Raw genomic sequence first — 17,463 nt, 5'->3', positions numbered from 1 at the left:
CCAGCATCGCTCTTCCCAAGTAAAAAGAGCCTGCACAAAAGGACAGGCTCTTACTCTGTAACAATCTATTAATCCACTAATGCAACGAGTTCTGGTTTGATATCGAAGGAGACAACCGTACCTACTTCGATGTCTTGCTCAACGGGAGCATAAATAAGCATCGGTGCAGGAGCTAATCCGCCGTCGTTTTGCAGGTGGACATGCAATTCTTGATACTCTCCACTATACGTCACGCGCTCAACCTTACCACAGTAGGCACCTTGCTCAGAGAGCATACAGCCTTCTGGTCTAACTGAAAGCGTCACGTCTTCAAGAAGTTGCTTTGATTCCTCAGGTAACGTAACCCGACCAATATGTGTATGGATGCTACGGAGATCTTGATCCATTTTGCCTGTAAGCAGGTTTGTTTTGCCGACAAACTGCGCGACAAAACAGTTCTTTGGACAGCGATACATCTCTTTCGGTGCAGCAATTTGTTGGATTTCGCCTTCATTCATAACAACAACACGATCCGAGACCGCAAATGCATCCTTTTGATCGTGCGTAACAATGATTGCAGTTGTGTTAGCACGACGCAAAATGTTCGTGATTTCAAAACGCATCTTTTCGCGAAGACCAGCGTCCAAGTTACTAAATGGCTCGTCCATCAATACTACGTGCGGACGTGGTGCCAAAGCACGCGCTAATGCGACGCGTTGTTGCTGACCACCAGAGATTTGAGTCGGATAACGATCCGCAAACTCTTCTAAACCAACTAGCTCCAGCACTTCCTTTGCTCGCTTCTTCTTGTCACGAGAGCTCCATTTATTTAGCCCAAACATCACATTCTTTAAGATCGTCATGTGTGGGAAAAGAGCATAGTCCTGAAACACCATGCCAATTCCGCGCTTTTCTGGGGGAAGCGCAAAGGCATCCTTCACGATCGTTGCTCCATCAATTTTAATCGTTCCTTCCGATGGGTTCTCAAACCCGGCGATCATACGAAGTGTTGTCGTCTTTCCACAACCACTCGGTCCTAAAAGAGAAACGATTTCCCCTTGGTTAATCGTTAGCTTTAACCCATTTACTGCAGGCTTGCCTGCACCTGCAAATACTTTTGAAATATTCTCTAGCTGTAAAAAGCTCATGCTCCAACCTCCTGCAATAAACTATTCCTCAAGTCCCGTAGCTATATATAAGTGATTCATTTATAGGCTTATTTAGAATCATTCTAATCTAATTGAGAATGATTTTCATTCCATCTGAAGTATAGCACATACATTTTCATAGGGTCAATTATACATCTCACAGATACAAAATTTTCTCACAATAAGCATGCAAACGTTCACATCCCCGACAAACTCTACCCCCTTTTTCTGCCATTGAAGAAAATCGGGTTGGGCGTGTCAAAGCAGGTGATCTTTTTGTACAATAAGGGTATAGAGAGATGTTGGAGAGGATGTGACCGAATGGATACAAACAAACTTACCGTACTAACAATCCGCTATTTAAAGGAAGCGCAGAAGACTGCTTTTCAGGAGATGATTGAAGAGCTTCATCCATACGATATCGCTGAATTATATCGTGCGTTGCCGGAGAAGCATCACTACAAGTTTTTAAGCTTCTTACCTAAAGCAAATATCGCCGATTTAATCATGGAGCTCGATTCGGACATGCAGCTAGAAGTCCTGCAGAAGCTTGGTATTGAGCGCTCCTCTAAAATCATGGATATTATGGAGAACGATGACCTGGCCGACTTACTGAGCGAAATCTCGGAAGATAACTTGGCTGAATACTTATCTGCCATGGAGCAGGAAGAATCGCGTACCGTCCAGCAGTTAATGAGCTATCCGCCAGAAACTGCCGGTGGTATTATGACGAACGAATTTGTTTGGATTCGCGATTATTATACTGTCCGTGACGCTGTCGAGAAGTTTAAGAGCTTCGCAGAATTCACGAGAAATATTTATTACTTATATGTAATTGACGAAAATAAGAAGCTTGTTGGCGTTGTCAGCTACAGAGACATGCTTATTGCCGACGGTAGCGAAATGATTCGCGACATTATGTTTAATCGTGTTATCTCTGCTCCAATCGATATGGACCAAGAGGAAGTTGCGCAAATGATTGAGCGCTATGACTTTTTAGCAGTGCCAGTCGTGGACGAAAATAACGTGTTAAAAGGGATCGTTACCGTTGATGACGTTATCGACGTCTTCATCGAGGAAGCACGAGAGGATATTGAGAAACTTTCCGCATCCGGTAAGGATATCGACTTTAATACCCCCGCCTTTGTCGCCTCTTATAGACGACTACCATGGCTTATTTTGCTCTTATTTATTGGACTTTTATCAGGAAGTATTTTAGATAGCTTTGAGAATACGTTAGAGCAGGTCGTTGCGCTTATTTTCTTCATGCCAATGATTGCAGGTATGACTGGTAATACTGGGACGCAATCGCTTGCTGTCGTTGTCCGCGGCCTTGTTACAAACGACAATGACCGTAAAACCGTGCTAAAGCTCATATGGCGAGAGTTTAAAGTGGGTATCATTATTGGAATTGTCTGTGGTGCGCTCGTATTCTTAATCGCCACACTCTGGCAATCTGTCGCATTTGGTATCGTTGTAGGTGTCTCTCTTGTAGCAACACTTATTATCGGGACGATGGCTGGTACCACCATTCCAATCATCTTATCGCGAGTAGGCTTAGATCCAGCAGTTGCCTCTGGTCCACTTATTACCACGATCAACGATATCTTTTCGTTGCTGATTTATTTTGGTATCGCAACAGCACTTATGCAGTTCCTTATTTAATAAGGAGTTGAGAATTTTTATAAGAGAGCATCGCATGGCTGGAATTGCTGTGCGGTGCTTTTTTGTTTGTGTTATGTTCCGTATTTTGAAGTTATGTTCCCTATTTCAATTTTATGTGCCTTATGCAAAAGTTATGGACTTCTCTCTGCTTAGGCACCTAGCTATGTGCCTTATTCGGTTTTTATGTTCCCTATTTCAGTTTTATGTTCCCCATTCAGGAGTTATGGACTTCTCCCTGCTTAGACACCTAGTTATGTGCCTTATTCGGTTTTTATGTTCCCTATTTCAGTTTTATGTTCCCCATTCAGGAGTTATGGACTTCTCTCATTGAAAGCGCGCATGGAGTTGCTTCATGCGCGAAAAAGCCACTGTATCTTAAAGATTGGTTGTATTCTCGCGCTAGTTGTAGTTTAAATAAAAGCATTTTTCGTTAAAAGGTTGAGAAAGTACAAGATTTATTAAGTGCTATAAGCTTTGTGTATGAGTTATGTTCCGCATTTCGGAAATATGTTCCCCATTTCAATTTTATGTGCCTTATTCAAAAGTTATGGACTTCCCTCTGCTTAGACACCTAGTTATGTGCCTTATTCAGCTTTTATGTTCCCTATTTCAGTTTTATGTTCCGCATTCCAAAGTTATGGACTTAGTGATAGGAATAAAACCAGTTATGTTCCATGTTCCCCATTCCAACGTTATGGACCTCCGCCTCCAACAAATTTCAATTCCTCCCTCCCAACCACAAAAAACCAACCACCTCATAACCGCTTCTGCAGTCACTCTAGTAGTTGGCTTCTAGCCTTCTATTAAATCCCCACAGACCCTTACAAGAGTTTCTCCCCAAACAGGGAACCAATCAAGGCAACTGCCGCTTCGGCTGTTTGATTTTTAACGTCTAAAATTGGGTTTACTTCGACAAACTCGGCTGAGGTAATGATTCCGCTCTCAGCGAGCATCTCCATCGCAAGGTGCGTCTCGCGATATGTAGGGCCACCAATTACCGGTGTACCGACGCCTGGCGCATAGAGTGGATCTAACGCGTCTAAATCGAGGCTTAAGTGCACGCCGTCTGTGTTTTTCGTCACGTGCTCAATCGCTTGCTCCATTACCTTGCTCATGCCGAGGCGATCGACTTCGTGCATCGTAAATACCTTGATACCTTTTTCCTTAATTAACTCGCGCTCACCTTCATCTAAAGAACGAGCTCCGATAATGACCACGTTCTCCGGACGAACCTTCGGAGCATAGCCGCCGATTTCCGTTAAGGATGGATGGCCGATACCAAGACTTGCAGCAAGAGGCATCCCGTGAATATTCCCTGATGGAGACGTCTCTCCTGTATTTAAGTCGCCGTGCGCATCATACCAAATGACGCCAAGCTGATCGACTTTATCAGCAACTCCTGCGAGTGAGCCGATCGCGATGCTGTGGTCGCCTCCTAAAATAAGTGGGAATGCATCCTCTGCCACTGCTTTAGAAACTTCCTCTGCCAATGTTTGGTTCGCTTCAATTACTACGTTTAAATCCTTTAAATTGTCGTCATTTTTCACATCAAGTGTAGATGGACGACCAATTTTTACATCTCCGCGATCCTCAACTGCATAACCAAGCGCTTCTAAACGCTCCACGACACCCGCATAGCGAATGACGCTAGGTCCCATATCAACACCACGACGCATTTGACCTAAATCCATTGGTACACCGATAATCGAAATCTTTTGCTTCATCCTATTCACCTCATCCAAAATTACATGCGCCTCGTAAAGCTACGCACGAACAGGCAGGGCAAGCCCTACCTGATTGATTAAACCCTTATTTAGAAAGAAGTCCGCGAACAGCAAACGCCACGTTTTGCGGTCGCTCTGCTAAACGGCGCATAAAGTAGCCGTACCAGTCGTTCCCAAACGGAACGTATACACGCATTTTATAGCCTTCGCTTCGAATGTCTGCCTGCATATCCGTACGGAAGCCGTAGAGCATTTGGAATTCGAACTTATCAACTGGAATATCATTTTCCGCTGCAAACTTTTTGATCTCTGCAATCACGTTATGATCATGTGTCGCTACTGCTGCATAGCTACCATTTAGCATATGCTGTTTAATGATAGATACGTAATTGCGATCGACATCCTCCTGCTTCTGATATGCATGCGCAGGCGACTCCTTATAAGCACCCTTAATAAGTCTCAGGTTCATCCCCTTCAGTTTATCAATATCCTCACTCGCGCGGAAGAGATAGCCCTGAATGGCTGTACCAACATTATCATACGACTCACGAAGCTCAGCGAGAAGTGATAGCGTAGCATCTAAGTGAGAGTAATCCTCCATATCAATGCGCACGAAGTTATTATCCGCCTTCGCAACCTCTAAAATACGTTTCATATTCGATAAGCACAGCTCTCTGTCGACATCGAGACCGAGCTGTGTAAGCTTAAGCGATAGGTTGCAGTCTACGCCCGCTTCTGAAATCGCTTCCAAAGTACGGATACAATAATCAGCCGATTCGATTGCTTCCTCACGACTATAGACAAACTCTCCTAAGTGGTCGACCGTTGCACTAAGTCCCTTTTCATTCAGCTTTCGCACTGTGTCAATCGCTTCTTGAATTGTTTCTCCGGCAATAACAGATTTGGCGCCAAATTTCGGCCCCCATTTCATCGCTCTCCCCTTCATAAACTTATTTTGGGACAAAAACAAGAAGAAGTTTCTTGTAATCATGTCTCCTTCATCCCCCTTCACCTGTTAGCATTCTTGTATTGGATTGATTACGCCCTCTCTTTATTTAGGAAAGGCGCTGTAGGTCATCAAGCTTACTAAAAGTCCTGCGCACAGTCGTCCATTAAAATAGACGAGTTAGCTTAGCACTTCTTTAATACGTGTTAATGCAAAATCTAAGTCTTCTTTGGAAATTACGAGCGGTGGTGCAAAACGAATCACGTTCTCCTGCGTTTCCTTACAAAGAAGACCTTTCTCTTTCAGTGCTTCACAGTAAGGTCTCGCTGGTTCTGTTAACTCCACGCCAATAAACAATCCTCTTCCTCGTACTTCGCGGATTTTTGGATTATCGATTTTAGCAAGCTCTTCTTTTAAATAATTCCCTAATTCAAGAGAGCGATCCACTAGGTTCTCGTCCTCAATAACCTGAAGGGAGGCAACAGATACCGCACATGCTAGTGGATTTCCTCCAAATGTTGATCCATGAGAGCCTGGCTCAAACACGCCTAAAATCTCTTTGTTTGCGGCCACACAGGAGATTGGCATAACGCCTCCACCTAGTGCTTTCCCTAAGATAAACATGTCTGGCTTCACGTCTTCCCAGTCACATGCAAACATCTTACCGGAACGCCCGAGTCCACATTGGATTTCGTCCGCTACATACAGCACACGGTTCTCCTCGCAAATAGCGCGCGCCTCACGTAAAAAGCCTTCTTTTGGAATATTAATCCCTGCTTCTCCTTGAATTGGCTCAAAGATGAATGCTGCTGTGTTTGGCGTGATCGCCTCACGTAATGCATCTGCATCTCCGTATGGAATAACTTTAATTCCTGGTAGCATCGGACCAAAATCCTTTTTATACGCATCATTAGATGAAAGGGAAACAGCTGTCATCGTGCGACCATGAAAGTTCTCTTCACACACAATAATTTCTGCTAAATCATTTGGTACACCCTTTACACGGTATGCCCAACGACGCACAGCTTTTACCGCTGTCTCTACCGCTTCTGCACCCGTATTCATCGGAAGCACCATGTCCATCTTCGTCAATGCCGCTACTTTTTCGTAAAAAGGAGCGAGTTGATCGTTATGGAAGGCGCGGGATGTTAATGTAATGCGATCTGCCTGATCTTTGAGCGCTTGGATAATCGTAGGGTGACGGTGACCTTGGTTCACCGCTGAATAGGCGCTCAGCATATCAATATAGCGATTGCCCTCCGGATCCTCTACCCATACACCTTCTGCTTTAGAAATAACGATTGGCAGTGGATTATAGTTACGTGCTCCATGCTTTTCTGTTTGTTCAATAATAGACGTTGTCACAGTTGCCATGCGTAACGCCTCCTTTTTATTTAAGATGCTGCCTTTTTAGGGCAGTGCCACGGATGACACGGCCCCAAGGCAAGTAAATTAAAACATGTCAGAAACAGTTTTAGCTTGTAAGAAGTGAAGTAGGTAGTCTGGTCCACCAGCTTTTGAATCTGTACCAGACATGTTAAATCCACCAAATGGCTGATAGCCTACGATTGCCGCTGTACATCCACGGTTAAAGTATAGGTTTCCTACGTGGAAATCTTGACGAGCCTGCTCTAAATGCTCACGGTTGTTCGAGATAACTGCTCCAGTTAGTCCGTACTCCGTGTTATTAGCGATCTCGATTAATTCATCGAAGTCCTTCGCCTTAGAGAATGCTACAACTGGTCCGAAGATCTCTTCCTGCATGAGGCGAGCTTTTGGAGCTACGTCAGCAAAGATCGTTGGCTCTACGAAATATCCTTCTGAGTTATCGCCTTTACCACCGTGCATAAGGCGTCCTTCTTCTTTTCCGATTTCAATATACTTAAGGACTTTATCAAACGCCGCTTGGTCGTTCACAGGTCCCATGAATTTGCTATTGTCATTAAATGTTGCACCCACTGTTAATTCCTTTGTAAGCTCAACAACGCGATCTAACACCGTGTCATATACATCTTGGTGAATAACCGCTCGTGAACAAGCCGAACACTTTTGACCAGAGAATCCGAATGCAGACATCGTAATTGCTTCAGCTGCAAGCTCGAGGTCCGAGTCGTTATCTACGATAATCGTATCCTTACCACCCATCTCGGCGATCATGCGCTTCATCCAAATTTGTCCTTCTTGAATTTTCGCTGCGCGCTCTGCGATGTGTAGACCAACTGCTTTTGATCCTGTGAAGTTAATGAAGCGTGTGCGTGGGTGATCGACTACGTAGTCTCCCATTTCACGGCTATCACCAGGGATGTAGTTGACAACACCTTTTGGCATGCCCGCTTCGATTAGTACTTCCATAAATTTATATGCAATAACTGGCGTTGTGCTAGCTGGCTTTAGTAACATCGTGTTCCCTGCAACCATCGGTCCAACTGTTGTACCCGCCATGATTGCAAATGCAAAGTTCCATGGAGAGATCGTGATACCTACGCCTAGAGGAATATAAGAGAACGAGTTATGCTCGATTTCACGAGAGTTAATCTCCACGCCATCCTTTAGCTCAATAATCTGACGCGCATAGTACTCAAGGAAGTCGATTGCTTCTGCAGTGTCCGCATCTGCTTCTCTCCATGGCTTACCAGCTTCGTACGTTAACCAAGCCGAGAATTCATGCTTACGGCGACGAATCATCGCAGATGCACGGAATAGAATGTTTGCACGCGCTTTTACATCCCACTTCTTCCACGTTTTAAACGCTTCATCAGCTGCTTGCATCGCTTGTTCTGCGTGCTCTTTCGATGCTTTCGAAACATAGCCGACAATCTCTTTATGATTCGCTGGATTCTCTGAGACAATTTTATCTTCTGTAAAAATTTGTTCGCCATTTATAATAAGGGGATACTCTTTGCCAAGCTGCTCTTTTACGACTGCTAGTGCATCCAAGTAAGCCTGCTCGTTTTCTTTCACTGAGAAATCTGTAAACGGTTCGTGTTTGTAAGGTACTACCATAAATAAAAACACTCCTTTAATAATCAATAGTTTTATTCATCAAATATATAATGCAAGTTCGATGCCAACTTTCTGAACCTTCTAACTGTAAGCATTTACACGCGCTTTACTGCAAAATATATTTTCACCTGAAAAATCATTTTGCATGAAATAGCAAAAAATATTTGCACTATTCCCTGATTTTTCTGTAAAATGAAGGAACTTAAAGGAGTGATCGGAATGAAAGGTAAAGGTGAGCTACCAGTATTACCTGACGTTTATAAACAATTGCTAGATGCTGTCGATGTCGGTGTGCATGTGGTTGATTTAGAAGGCAGGTCCATTATTTATAATAAAAAAATGTCGGAGATTGAGGACATGGATAAGGAGGATGTGCTATATAAGTCGATTATGGAGATATTTTTGTTCCAATCAGAAGAAGAGAGCAGACTCTTACAGGCGCTTAAACATGGAGCAAACCAAAAAAATACGAAGCAAACATACTTTAACTTTAAAGGGCAGGAAATTACGACGGTAAATGATACCTTCCCTCTACTAGATGCTGGAAAGCGCATTGGTGCTGTTGAGATCGCGCGAGATATTACGAAGCTCGAGAAGCTGACAAGGGAGCAAACGCGTGAAAAGCACTCGCTCTTTACGTTTGATCAAATCGTCGGGGAGAGTCCTAGTTTATTAGAAGTGATCGAACGAGCCAAGCTTGCTACTCGGACAACCTCTTCCGTGCTGATTTACGGGGAGACTGGTACAGGTAAAGAGTTATTCGCGCAAAGCATCCATACAGGAAGTGAGCGCGCAACGGGACCATTCATTAGTCAAAACTGTGCTGCCTTACCCGACTCATTAATAGAAGGAATGCTGTTCGGCTCTGTAAAAGGAGCGTTTACAGGAGCTACGAATCATCCCGGCTTATTTGAGCAAGCAAACGGCGGAACGCTCATGCTAGATGAGTTAAACTCCTTGAGTGCTCCCTTGCAGGCAAAGCTACTCCGGGCTATTCAAGAGAAATCAATTCGTCGTATTGGTGATACTAAAGATCGCGCCATTGATGTCCGCATTATTGCGACCATGAACGAGGATCCGATGACAGCCATTGCTGAGAATCGTTTACGTGAGGATCTTTACTATCGATTAAGTGTAGTCTCCCTTGTCATTCCGCCATTACGAGAGCGCCGTGATGATATTTTACGATTAGCCTTCTCGTTTATTATGAAGTTTAATAAGCGATTTATGCTCCAAGTTAGAGGATTATCGAAAGAAGTCGCGGAGCTATTTGCTCACTACGATTTCCCAGGAAATGTTCGCGAGCTAGAGCATGTCATTGAAGGAGCAATGAACGTGATGTATGACGATGAGGAAATTGAGTACAGTCACCTTCCAACGCACATGCGTACGAAGTTCCCAAAGCCAGATCAGCTCGTCCAGGTAGAATACTCGACACCTATATCTGCTATTCAGCCGCTTCATCATGTAATGGAGGAGATGGAGCGAACGTATGTGAAGAAATCGCTTGAAAGCTTCCAAGGCAATATAACAAAAACGGCCGAGGCACTGGGCCTCAGCCGTCAAAACTTACAGTATCGCGTGCGCAAATTTAACCTGCGCTAAGCTTCATTTGATGATCAGCCAGCTTTTTATAGAGCTCGTGGGAGCGGTAAAGCTCCTCATGCGTGCCAATTCCGGTTTCTTTCCCATTTTCCATGACAATGATGGCATTCGCATTCATGACGGTAGAAAGACGGTGGGCAATAACGAGCGTCGTACGACCCTGCATAAGCGTTTGCAGGGCTTTTTGTACGTGCTGCTCGGATTCACTATCAAGGCTCGCCGTTGCTTCGTCTAGCATCAGAATCTCCGGATCACGTAGTACGGCTCGGGCAATAGCAATACGTTGCTTTTGACCACCAGATAAGCGAATTCCTCGCTCCCCTACCGCCGTATCAAGCCCTTGTGGAAGTTCTTCTATAAAATCCTTGGCGTAGGCAGTAGCCGCTGAAACTAAGAGCTCCTCATCACTAGGTGTAAAGCCTAATCCGTAGCTCAGATTATCTCGAATTGTCCCAGACATAAGCGGACTATCCTGCGACACATAACCGATTTTCCGACGCCATTCATGTAAGTCGAGCTCGTGAATGGCCGTATCGCCGTACAGAATCGTACCAGCGTCTAGCTCATAAAATCGCTCGATTAACGAAAATAGTGTCGTCTTTCCCGCTCCACTTGGTCCAACAATCGCGGTCACTTGGTTCGTCGGAATGGTAAACGATACTCCTTTTAAGACCTTCTCTTCTGGCTTGTAAGAGAAAACAACGTCCTTAAAGGTTACATGTGCTTTCACACCTGGTTTCCCTTGCTTGCCCTGTTGTCCTTCACCTGGCTCATGTAAGAGCTCCTGTAATCGTTCTGTTGCCCCCATTGCCTTTTGTAGCTCGGCAAAAAAGGAGGAGAACTGACTGACAGGTACAATAATGAGGAACAGGTACAGGATAAAGGCTACAAGCTCTCCGGCAGTTAGTGCTCCTGATGCAACACGAACGCCTCCATAACCAATAATAAAGACAAGCATCACCATCATTGCAAGCGAAATAAGCGGATTTAAAATCGCCATTAAGCGTGCTTCTTTTAACCCATAGCGGAATAGCTCTTGTATACGTGAGCCACCTCTTGTTGATTCATGCTCCTCAGCATTGTACGTTTTTACCAATCGTATTTCAGACAGGACCGTACTTAATACAGCTGTAAAACTTGCCATTTCCGTTTGGAGACGTTTAGAAATGCGGTACATGCGCCGTCCAATTGGCAAAATAATAAACAGCATAATTGGCACCGCTGTTAGCATGACAAGGGTCATTTGCCAATCTAAATAGAGGAGGATAATCACGGCTCCCCCCATTGATAAAACGCCTGTTACGGCTGAAACGAGATGACGCGTTATGAGTCCTTTGATAATAGACGTATCGTTTGTAATGCGACTTACCGTTTCTCCTGTCTCTTGACCGTCAAAATACGGGATCGGCAAGCGAATAATCTTTTGCCACAGTCGCGTACGTAATCCGCGCACGATATGCTCGCCAATATACGTAAGTAAATAAAGGGAAACACCAGTCCCCACCGCTTGTAACACAAACAGTCCGAGGAACAGCAAAAGGAAGCTGCTGTTAACAGCTCCCGACGCCATTCCATCGACAATTTGTTGCGTGAACAAAGGGATGACAAGCCCTATCGCAGTCTCCACAATACTTAACGTAATCGCGATGACCATAATCCAAACTGGTGGCTTTGTTTGCCGTACCAGCTCATAAAATTGCCGCCAGTTCACTGGCTTTTTTTCGTGTTTTTGCTCTGCACCTTCTGCCATGGATAGACGCCCTCTCTTTGCCTAATTACTTATTTAAGGGACTTGCACTTGATACTCGACTACTTCTCCAGCTGATTCGTTTACAAACTGTAGCGTATCGAGTGTATAGTATTTCGCGGTTAAATTCGCCGCCTCGTAAAAGATGCTAAGCTCCTCATCCGTCGTATTCTCTGTCGCGTCATAGATCACAAAGGCGGATTCGCCTTCATAGCGAACATCCATTATCTCGATGCTATCTGCAATAGCGGATTCGTACCACTCTCCCTCTGGTACGTCCTGCATTTGATTAAGTGTCTCCACAAAGTTTAATGGGTCGCCTGCACCATTCGTCATAGCTTCTTGGGCTACTCTTCCGCTAACAAATTGTGCTGCTCCTTGTTCATTTGCAACGAGATAATAACCACGATTCAAGCTAGAAAGTTCAAGCGTGTCCTCCCCGATTGGTCCAACAAGTAGCGGCTCTCCGTTAGCCGTAAAACGCACCTCTTGGATTTTATGGAGGGCGAGTGTTTCTTGAAGAACCTCTTCTAGCGAAAGTGCCTCCGTGCTGCTCAGACTGTCTAACGCATTTTCGTCAGAAAAATCGAGCGTTATGGTACCCGCTTGCGGGTCATTAAGCGTCACTTGCTCAATAGAGCTCAAATAGTTACCCGAAGTAGGGTCACTCTCTACTAATACGGATAAGAGTGCCTCCTCAAGCGTTCGGCCATTTGCATCCTCTGTTGTCAACACCGTATATTGAGCAGAGCCGTCTTCTGTTGTTTGCACACTGGCTGTTACATAAAGCGACTCTTCTTGACGCACCTGAAATTCTTCTACATTTTCTTCTGACTCAATGGCTGCGATGCCGGTAGATCCCTCATCAGAGTAATCTGCATTCATATCATTTTCCACATCTGAATCGTCCGTACCTTCATTAACAGATGCTTCGGAAGAATTGTCGACTGGCTGATCTGCTTCATTAGCGGAGTTAGATTCACTCGAGAACATTTCTTGGTCTGAATCTTCGTCCGAACCATTCATCGCGATATTTGCACTGTTCCCCGATTGAGATTCCATGCTGTCAGACTCCATGTTTATTTGCTGATCGGAGCTAAATAGCCCTGTATTCATAAACGATGGGAGCATCAAGACTACTAATAGCACTGCTGCGGCTGATGCTAACGCAGGTACTGCCCATGGTCGCGGACGCTTCTTACGTCTTGATGGCATCGGACTCTTTTCCGCTTGCTTCATCATCGCCTCAAACACGTCGTCTTTCGAACGATGATCTCGTTGCTTAGGAAGATCGGTTAGTGTTTTCTCGATGTGATCCTCTGTCCATTTGTTCTTACTCATTTGCTTACCTCCTCCCTAAGAGAACTAGTATCCTGCAGGTGCTTTTTTAACGTTTTGATTGCGCGATGCTGTGTTGTCTTTACTTTACTTTCCGTCCATCCTAAAATCTCTGCACTCTCTGTAATAGAAAGTCCTTGGACGTATCTAAGCAAAACAACCTGCTGTTGGTCTTCTGTACATCGCTTCAGTTCTCGAAAGACAGTCGCCATCTCTTCTTGCTCGACAACAATATCCTCTGGTAGCGGCTCTTTATCCTGAATTTCAAACTCTCGCTCGCTCCATTCGAATTCCTTGCCTTCAAATTTCCGCTTTTTTCGCGACTGTTTTCGAATCCAATCTATAGATACATGCTTTGCTATCGAATATAGCCATGTCTTTTCGCTACTTTTCCCCTCAAACGTTTCGTAAGCATGAAGGACTTTAATATAAACTTCTTGCACGAGTTCTTCAGCAGTTTGACGGTTTCTGACTAGATAATAAATGTATTGGAATAATTGCTGATGATACGTGGTATATAACCGCTCGAACTCCTCTCTCACGGAATTCCCTCCCTGCTATCTATACTGTCGTTCTTTCTCTCTATTTGTTACACGTAAATGTATGATTTTAATTAGACATTAACACCCATACCCAAAAGGTTCCGGCTGCTACAAATCCACCGATAATAAGTAATAAGGCAACTTGCCAATTCTTCCATCTCATGATGCGTCTCTCCTTCTTTTGCAAAGCTAACACAACTTCCTATCATAGATTGTATCAGATAATTGGTCTATGCGACTTCAATCCCTTCTTTTTTGACAGAAAAGGTAGTCACCTTTTTCTCCCACAAATGGATATCTAGGTATATATACATGCGTAGGTAGCAGGTTGAACGAAGCAAAAGTTGTCGATATACTAATACAGGCTGTAACCTTTTAGGAAAAGACACGTCTAAAAGGGTAGAATGCTGATAATTTAAACGAAGGAAGGGATACACATATGAAAAAAGTAGGATTCGCACTCTTAAGTGCTGTAGCCGTATTAGCTGCATGTGGACAAGGCGAAGATACAACGCCAGTCGACACAAACACAAATGCAGAGGTAAGTAACGTAGAGACAGAGAACAATGTCTCAGAGAATAACGTTGTGGAGAACAACGACGGATCGGCAAACAATGCAACAGATGCGGAGGAGCCAGTCGTAAATAATGAGGAAGAAGCAGGGAATGACGTTAACGAAGAACCTGTTAATGAAGAAACAGCGACAATTGATAACGAAGCCGTGAATAATGAAGAGGAAGAAGAAGCGGTGTCAAATGATACAGAAGCAAACGAAGAAGCGATTGACGTACAAAACGTATACTTATACTTTTCTGATGATCAACTCTTAGAAACATATCGAGTAGAAACAGATCAGTTAGTATCTATGGACGAAACTGGTGCTATGGAAGCAATGGCTCTATGGGAAGCTGGTCCATCTCAAGAAGGACTATTTGGTTTACTACCTGAAGGAGCGAGCGTAGAGTCAGTGGAGATTGACGGCTCAACGGCTTACGTTTCTTTATCGTCTGAGGTCGAAAATGCTAATCTCGGTTCTAGTGGAGAAGCAATGCTAACAGAACAAATCGCGATGATGATGCAACAATTCGGCGCTACTGAAACAATGCTTTTAATCGAAGGCGATGAAATTGGGGAGTTTTTAGGCCACTTAGATCTATCTACACCAATCCAAGCTGGAAATCCTGAAGATTATCCTGTCTATCAATAAAACCGTTAGAAGGGCTACCCGTTTTGGGTGGCCTTTATTTCGATTATAAGGGAGAGATACCATTGCTTACTAAGTCACAAAACACCGTTATGCACAGCTATCCCGGCCTCGTTGCCATCGTAACAGTTGCTCATAAAGGAGAAACAAATATCATGGCTGCCGGCTGGCACTCTTACATATCCTATACCCCACCAATATACGGTGTCGCGATTGCTGAAGAACGCTACACGCACCATTTAGTCAAGCAGGAAGGCAAGTTTGCTATTAACTTCTTACCAGCTGCTCACGCTGAAGCGATTCAACAGGCTGGCGTATGGACAGGCTCCGACGGGGCAAAGCTCGATCGAATTGGCTTAGCGTATAATCTAGGAGAAAATGGCGCTCCAATATTAACCGATGCTTATGTAGCATACGAATGCTCTACGATAGATGTGAATCGATATGGAGATCATGATTGGTTCGTTGCTTCTATGGACGCTTTTTATCGAAATCAAGAACTCTTTACGAAGGACGGATTGCCTGACTTTACAAAAGTGACGTTGCCTTTGTATCTCGGTCGATCTAAATACTTGCACGCTGATCAAACATCAACAATTGTAGATGTTACACAAGAAAAGCATCGCTAAAATGTAGGAGTTAGATCCTCTGATGAGGCTGGTACAGAAGTGATTGAACTGTCCTGGCCTCTTTTAGTAGGATAGTACGTTATTTCTCACATTTCGTTTTAATTCTCTTTTTGAGTAGTGCTACTGTTATTGGTCGGACTGGTGCTGTTATTGATTGCACGATGCCTGCTATTGATCGCACAATGTTCGTTATTGATCGCACTCTATACTATCGAAGCTATATTATGATCCAATTCGAAGCCATTGACCTACGCACCAATTATTTGCTCAAGCAATCCCCTGAACTGTTCCTCGGATTCGATAAGTGCCTCTCCTCTAACAATTAAATCGTAGTACACGCCACCAGAAGTCCAATTAGCCGCCCACTCATTCCCTTCTTGAAGTACGATAACCGTTCTATTTTCTACCTCCCACTCCATTGCGGCATCATATTCCATAAGCAACGTATGAAATCCATTTTGACTGATAGTAAGGTCCGCATAGTGAGCAAAATAAGAGTGATAATAAAGTTGGCGTAACCCGCTGCCACCCCTTGCTTGCTGTACATTAAACTCTTCTAATGCTTCTTCCACAACCTCATTCTCTGGTGCTTCTTCTCCAAACGTTAGTCGATAGTTTGTCGGGGTATTCGAGTACTCGAACGCATCAGGGTCGTTCCCGTCTCGATAAATAAGTGGCACCGACGAACTAATCGCCACAACTTCCCAGCTATCAGGATAATAAAATTGGTCATAGCTAAACGTCTCATGTATGTATGAATAAGGAAATTCTACCTCTGCAGTCTCCTCGTTTTGACTACATCCTACGAGAAGGACAAGTACGATCGTAAAAACATGCCATATTTTCATTCCATTCCTCCTCCTTTGGATTCATTTTATCAAAAATTAGTCAAAATGTGCGCAACGACCTATTCGCTAAATCGTGATACACTTATGAAAGCATCTTAGTAGTGCAAATCTTGTTTAACTAAAAGGAGTTGGTCTCGTTGACCAAACAAGTTAGTTTCGCCTTTCATGACGAACTTTCAACAATTGTGCAAACTAATATAGAGTACTATAAGACAAAATGGCAAAAAGCAAAGACCCCAACTCGCTATGCAGGCTTTAACTGGAGCGCATTTTTATTAGCACCCTTTTGGTCCGCTGCAAGACAGCTTTACATGTTGAGTACACTCTATATGATTTTTATCGGCATCTTTATCATTAGTGATGCGTATTTATTTATCGGACTTGGTGACACCATCTTACGATTTGTTTTTTTACCTGTACTCGTGCTACTTCTACATACTGGATTCGGCTTTTTGGCCAACGCTCGCTACGCAGCACACGTTAAACGAATCATACATGCAAAAAGCAGCGGCACCACTGTTCCCCCACTCTTTATGAAGAGCGGTCGCTCCGTGGTGACTGGGGCGCTGATACCCCTAATGTTAGGTACCGTTATTCTATTCCCATCCGCCTTAACAGCTGCTACAATAATTGATCAACCGGTACCTGATGGCGTCTACGTGTACGATGATAATCTGCCTTTTCCTCAAACAGCCGTGGAGGCGAATCGCGACTCATTCGCAAAATATAGCGCGCGCATCAATCTGCTCTATATAGGAGAGCCTGTTAACTCACGATCCTTTACCGCTAATTTATATGTGGAGGAAAATGGGGAGTTTGTCGAGTACAGTAGTATGACATATGGATTCTTTACGCAGGAGAGCGTCTCTTTACAGCTCATCGATACAGCAGATCCAACTACCCCTGTAGCAGATTACCGATTAGACATCTTGATTGACGACGAGCTCGTAGATTCAGTAGAGTTTACGGTAACTCCGATAGGTTCATAGGTAAAAGCCAAGGCCCTTGGATAAGTGGGCTTTGGCTTTTTTTGTTTTTTAAGTTACTGATTGCAGTTGGTTGTTATAGTATTTTTGCCCCATTCT

The 17,463-nt window shown here is 44.0% G+C and carries 14 protein-coding genes; 5 read left to right on the top strand and 9 right to left on the bottom strand.

Features of this window, described 5'->3' with window-relative positions:
• Positions 1-68 precede the first annotated feature (68 nt).
• Positions 69-1,127, bottom strand: coding sequence for an ABC transporter ATP-binding protein (locus FLK61_RS03915; protein WP_176008225.1), 1,059 nt, complete (start codon positions 1,125-1,127; stop codon positions 69-71).
• 321 nt (positions 1,128-1,448) lie between these two features.
• On the opposite strand from FLK61_RS03915, the gene mgtE reads away from it, so the two are divergent.
• Complete coding sequence (gene mgtE, locus FLK61_RS03910; protein ID WP_176008224.1) at positions 1,449-2,792, top strand: magnesium transporter; 1,344 nt, start codon at positions 1,449-1,451, stop codon at positions 2,790-2,792.
• 821 nt (positions 2,793-3,613) lie between these two features.
• Here mgtE and rocF read toward each other — a convergent pair.
• From rocF to pruA, 4 genes are all read right to left on the bottom strand, one after another.
• Positions 3,614-4,516, bottom strand: a complete 903-nt coding sequence (rocF, locus tag FLK61_RS03905) for an arginase (RefSeq protein WP_176008223.1) — start codon at positions 4,514-4,516, stop codon at positions 3,614-3,616.
• An 85-nt stretch (positions 4,517-4,601) separates the two neighbouring features.
• Positions 4,602-5,507 (bottom strand): proline dehydrogenase family protein, encoded by a 906-nt coding sequence (locus FLK61_RS03900; RefSeq protein ID WP_176008222.1) that lies wholly within the window; start codon positions 5,505-5,507, stop codon positions 4,602-4,604.
• A gap of 135 nt (positions 5,508-5,642) precedes the next feature.
• Positions 5,643-6,836 (bottom strand): ornithine--oxo-acid transaminase, encoded by a 1,194-nt coding sequence (locus FLK61_RS03895; protein WP_176008221.1) that lies wholly within the window; start codon positions 6,834-6,836, stop codon positions 5,643-5,645.
• Between the two features lie 78 nt (positions 6,837-6,914).
• Entirely contained in the window at positions 6,915-8,465 is a 1,551-nt protein-coding gene (pruA, locus tag FLK61_RS03890; RefSeq protein WP_176008220.1) for an L-glutamate gamma-semialdehyde dehydrogenase, read from the bottom strand.
• A 219-nt stretch (positions 8,466-8,684) separates the two neighbouring features.
• Here pruA and FLK61_RS03885 point away from each other — a divergent pair, with 219 nt between their 5' ends.
• Complete coding sequence (locus FLK61_RS03885) at positions 8,685-10,070, top strand: sigma-54 interaction domain-containing protein (RefSeq protein ID WP_176008219.1); 1,386 nt, start codon at positions 8,685-8,687, stop codon at positions 10,068-10,070.
• On the opposite strand, the gene FLK61_RS03880 is transcribed toward FLK61_RS03885, so the two are convergent.
• Genes FLK61_RS03880 through sigX form a run of 3 tightly spaced genes read right to left on the bottom strand, consistent with a single transcriptional unit; the run spans position 10,057 to position 13,697 of the window.
• Positions 10,057-11,820, bottom strand: a complete 1,764-nt coding sequence (locus FLK61_RS03880) for an ABC transporter ATP-binding protein (protein WP_176008218.1) — start codon at positions 11,818-11,820, stop codon at positions 10,057-10,059. The two genes, FLK61_RS03885 and FLK61_RS03880, sit on opposite strands and share 14 nt — an antisense overlap.
• Positions 11,821-11,853: 33 nt before the next feature.
• Positions 11,854-13,158: a GerMN domain-containing protein gene (locus FLK61_RS03875; protein ID WP_176008217.1), complete on the bottom strand. Its 1,305-nt coding sequence runs from the start codon at positions 13,156-13,158 to the stop codon at positions 11,854-11,856.
• On the bottom strand, positions 13,155-13,697 hold the full coding sequence (gene sigX, locus FLK61_RS03870) for an RNA polymerase sigma factor SigX (RefSeq protein ID WP_176008216.1): 543 nt from the start codon (positions 13,695-13,697) through the stop codon (positions 13,155-13,157). Before sigX ends, FLK61_RS03875 begins: the two co-directional genes overlap by 4 nt.
• Positions 13,698-14,136: 439 nt before the next feature.
• On the opposite strand from sigX, the gene FLK61_RS03865 reads away from it, so the two are divergent.
• Positions 14,137-14,904 carry a GerMN domain-containing protein gene (locus tag FLK61_RS03865; protein WP_176008215.1) on the top strand — a complete coding sequence of 256 codons (768 nt, stop codon included), beginning with the start codon at positions 14,137-14,139 and terminating at the stop codon, positions 14,902-14,904.
• 62 nt (positions 14,905-14,966) lie between these two features.
• Positions 14,967-15,530, top strand: a complete 564-nt coding sequence (locus tag FLK61_RS03860; RefSeq protein ID WP_249777675.1) for a flavin reductase family protein — start codon at positions 14,967-14,969, stop codon at positions 15,528-15,530.
• Positions 15,531-15,778: 248 nt separating this feature from the next.
• Here FLK61_RS03860 and FLK61_RS03855 read toward each other — a convergent pair whose 3' ends face one another.
• A complete protein-coding gene (locus FLK61_RS03855; RefSeq protein WP_176008214.1) occupies positions 15,779-16,378 on the bottom strand; it encodes a hypothetical protein in 600 nt (199 codons plus the stop codon).
• 137 nt (positions 16,379-16,515) lie between these two features.
• On the opposite strand from FLK61_RS03855, the gene FLK61_RS03850 reads away from it, so the two are divergent.
• Positions 16,516-17,367 carry a hypothetical protein gene (locus FLK61_RS03850; protein WP_176008213.1) on the top strand — a complete coding sequence of 284 codons (852 nt, stop codon included), beginning with the start codon at positions 16,516-16,518 and terminating at the stop codon, positions 17,365-17,367.
• Positions 17,368-17,463 lie beyond the last annotated feature (96 nt).

It is taken from the genome of Paenalkalicoccus suaedae, from assembly GCF_006965545.2.
Lineage (GTDB): Bacteria > Bacillota > Bacilli > Bacillales > Salisediminibacteriaceae > Paenalkalicoccus > Paenalkalicoccus suaedae.
This window is presented reverse-complemented; position numbering and strand designations above follow the sequence as displayed.

What these genes read in the sequence shown, in the direction of transcription:
- FLK61_RS03915 (WP_176008225.1), bottom strand. Translation starts at nt 1,127, where the DNA reads ATGAGCTTTTTACAGCTAGAGAATATTTCAAAAGTATTTGCAGGTGCA.
- mgtE (WP_176008224.1), top strand. Translation starts at nt 1,449, where the DNA reads ATGGATACAAACAAACTTACCGTACTAACAATCCGCTATTTAAAGGAA.
- rocF (WP_176008223.1), bottom strand. Translation starts at nt 4,516, where the DNA reads ATGAAGCAAAAGATTTCGATTATCGGTGTACCAATGGATTTAGGTCAA.
- FLK61_RS03900 (WP_176008222.1), bottom strand. Translation starts at nt 5,507, where the DNA reads ATGATTACAAGAAACTTCTTCTTGTTTTTGTCCCAAAATAAGTTTATG.
- FLK61_RS03895 (WP_176008221.1), bottom strand. Translation starts at nt 6,836, where the DNA reads ATGGCAACTGTGACAACGTCTATTATTGAACAAACAGAAAAGCATGGA.
- pruA (WP_176008220.1), bottom strand. Translation starts at nt 8,465, where the DNA reads ATGGTAGTACCTTACAAACACGAACCGTTTACAGATTTCTCAGTGAAA.
- FLK61_RS03885 (WP_176008219.1), top strand. Translation starts at nt 8,685, where the DNA reads ATGAAAGGTAAAGGTGAGCTACCAGTATTACCTGACGTTTATAAACAA.
- FLK61_RS03880 (WP_176008218.1), bottom strand. Translation starts at nt 11,820, where the DNA reads ATGGCAGAAGGTGCAGAGCAAAAACACGAAAAAAAGCCAGTGAACTGG.
- FLK61_RS03875 (WP_176008217.1), bottom strand. Translation starts at nt 13,158, where the DNA reads ATGAGTAAGAACAAATGGACAGAGGATCACATCGAGAAAACACTAACC.
- FLK61_RS03865 (WP_176008215.1), top strand. Translation starts at nt 14,137, where the DNA reads ATGAAAAAAGTAGGATTCGCACTCTTAAGTGCTGTAGCCGTATTAGCT.
- FLK61_RS03855 (WP_176008214.1), bottom strand. Translation starts at nt 16,378, where the DNA reads ATGAAAATATGGCATGTTTTTACGATCGTACTTGTCCTTCTCGTAGGA.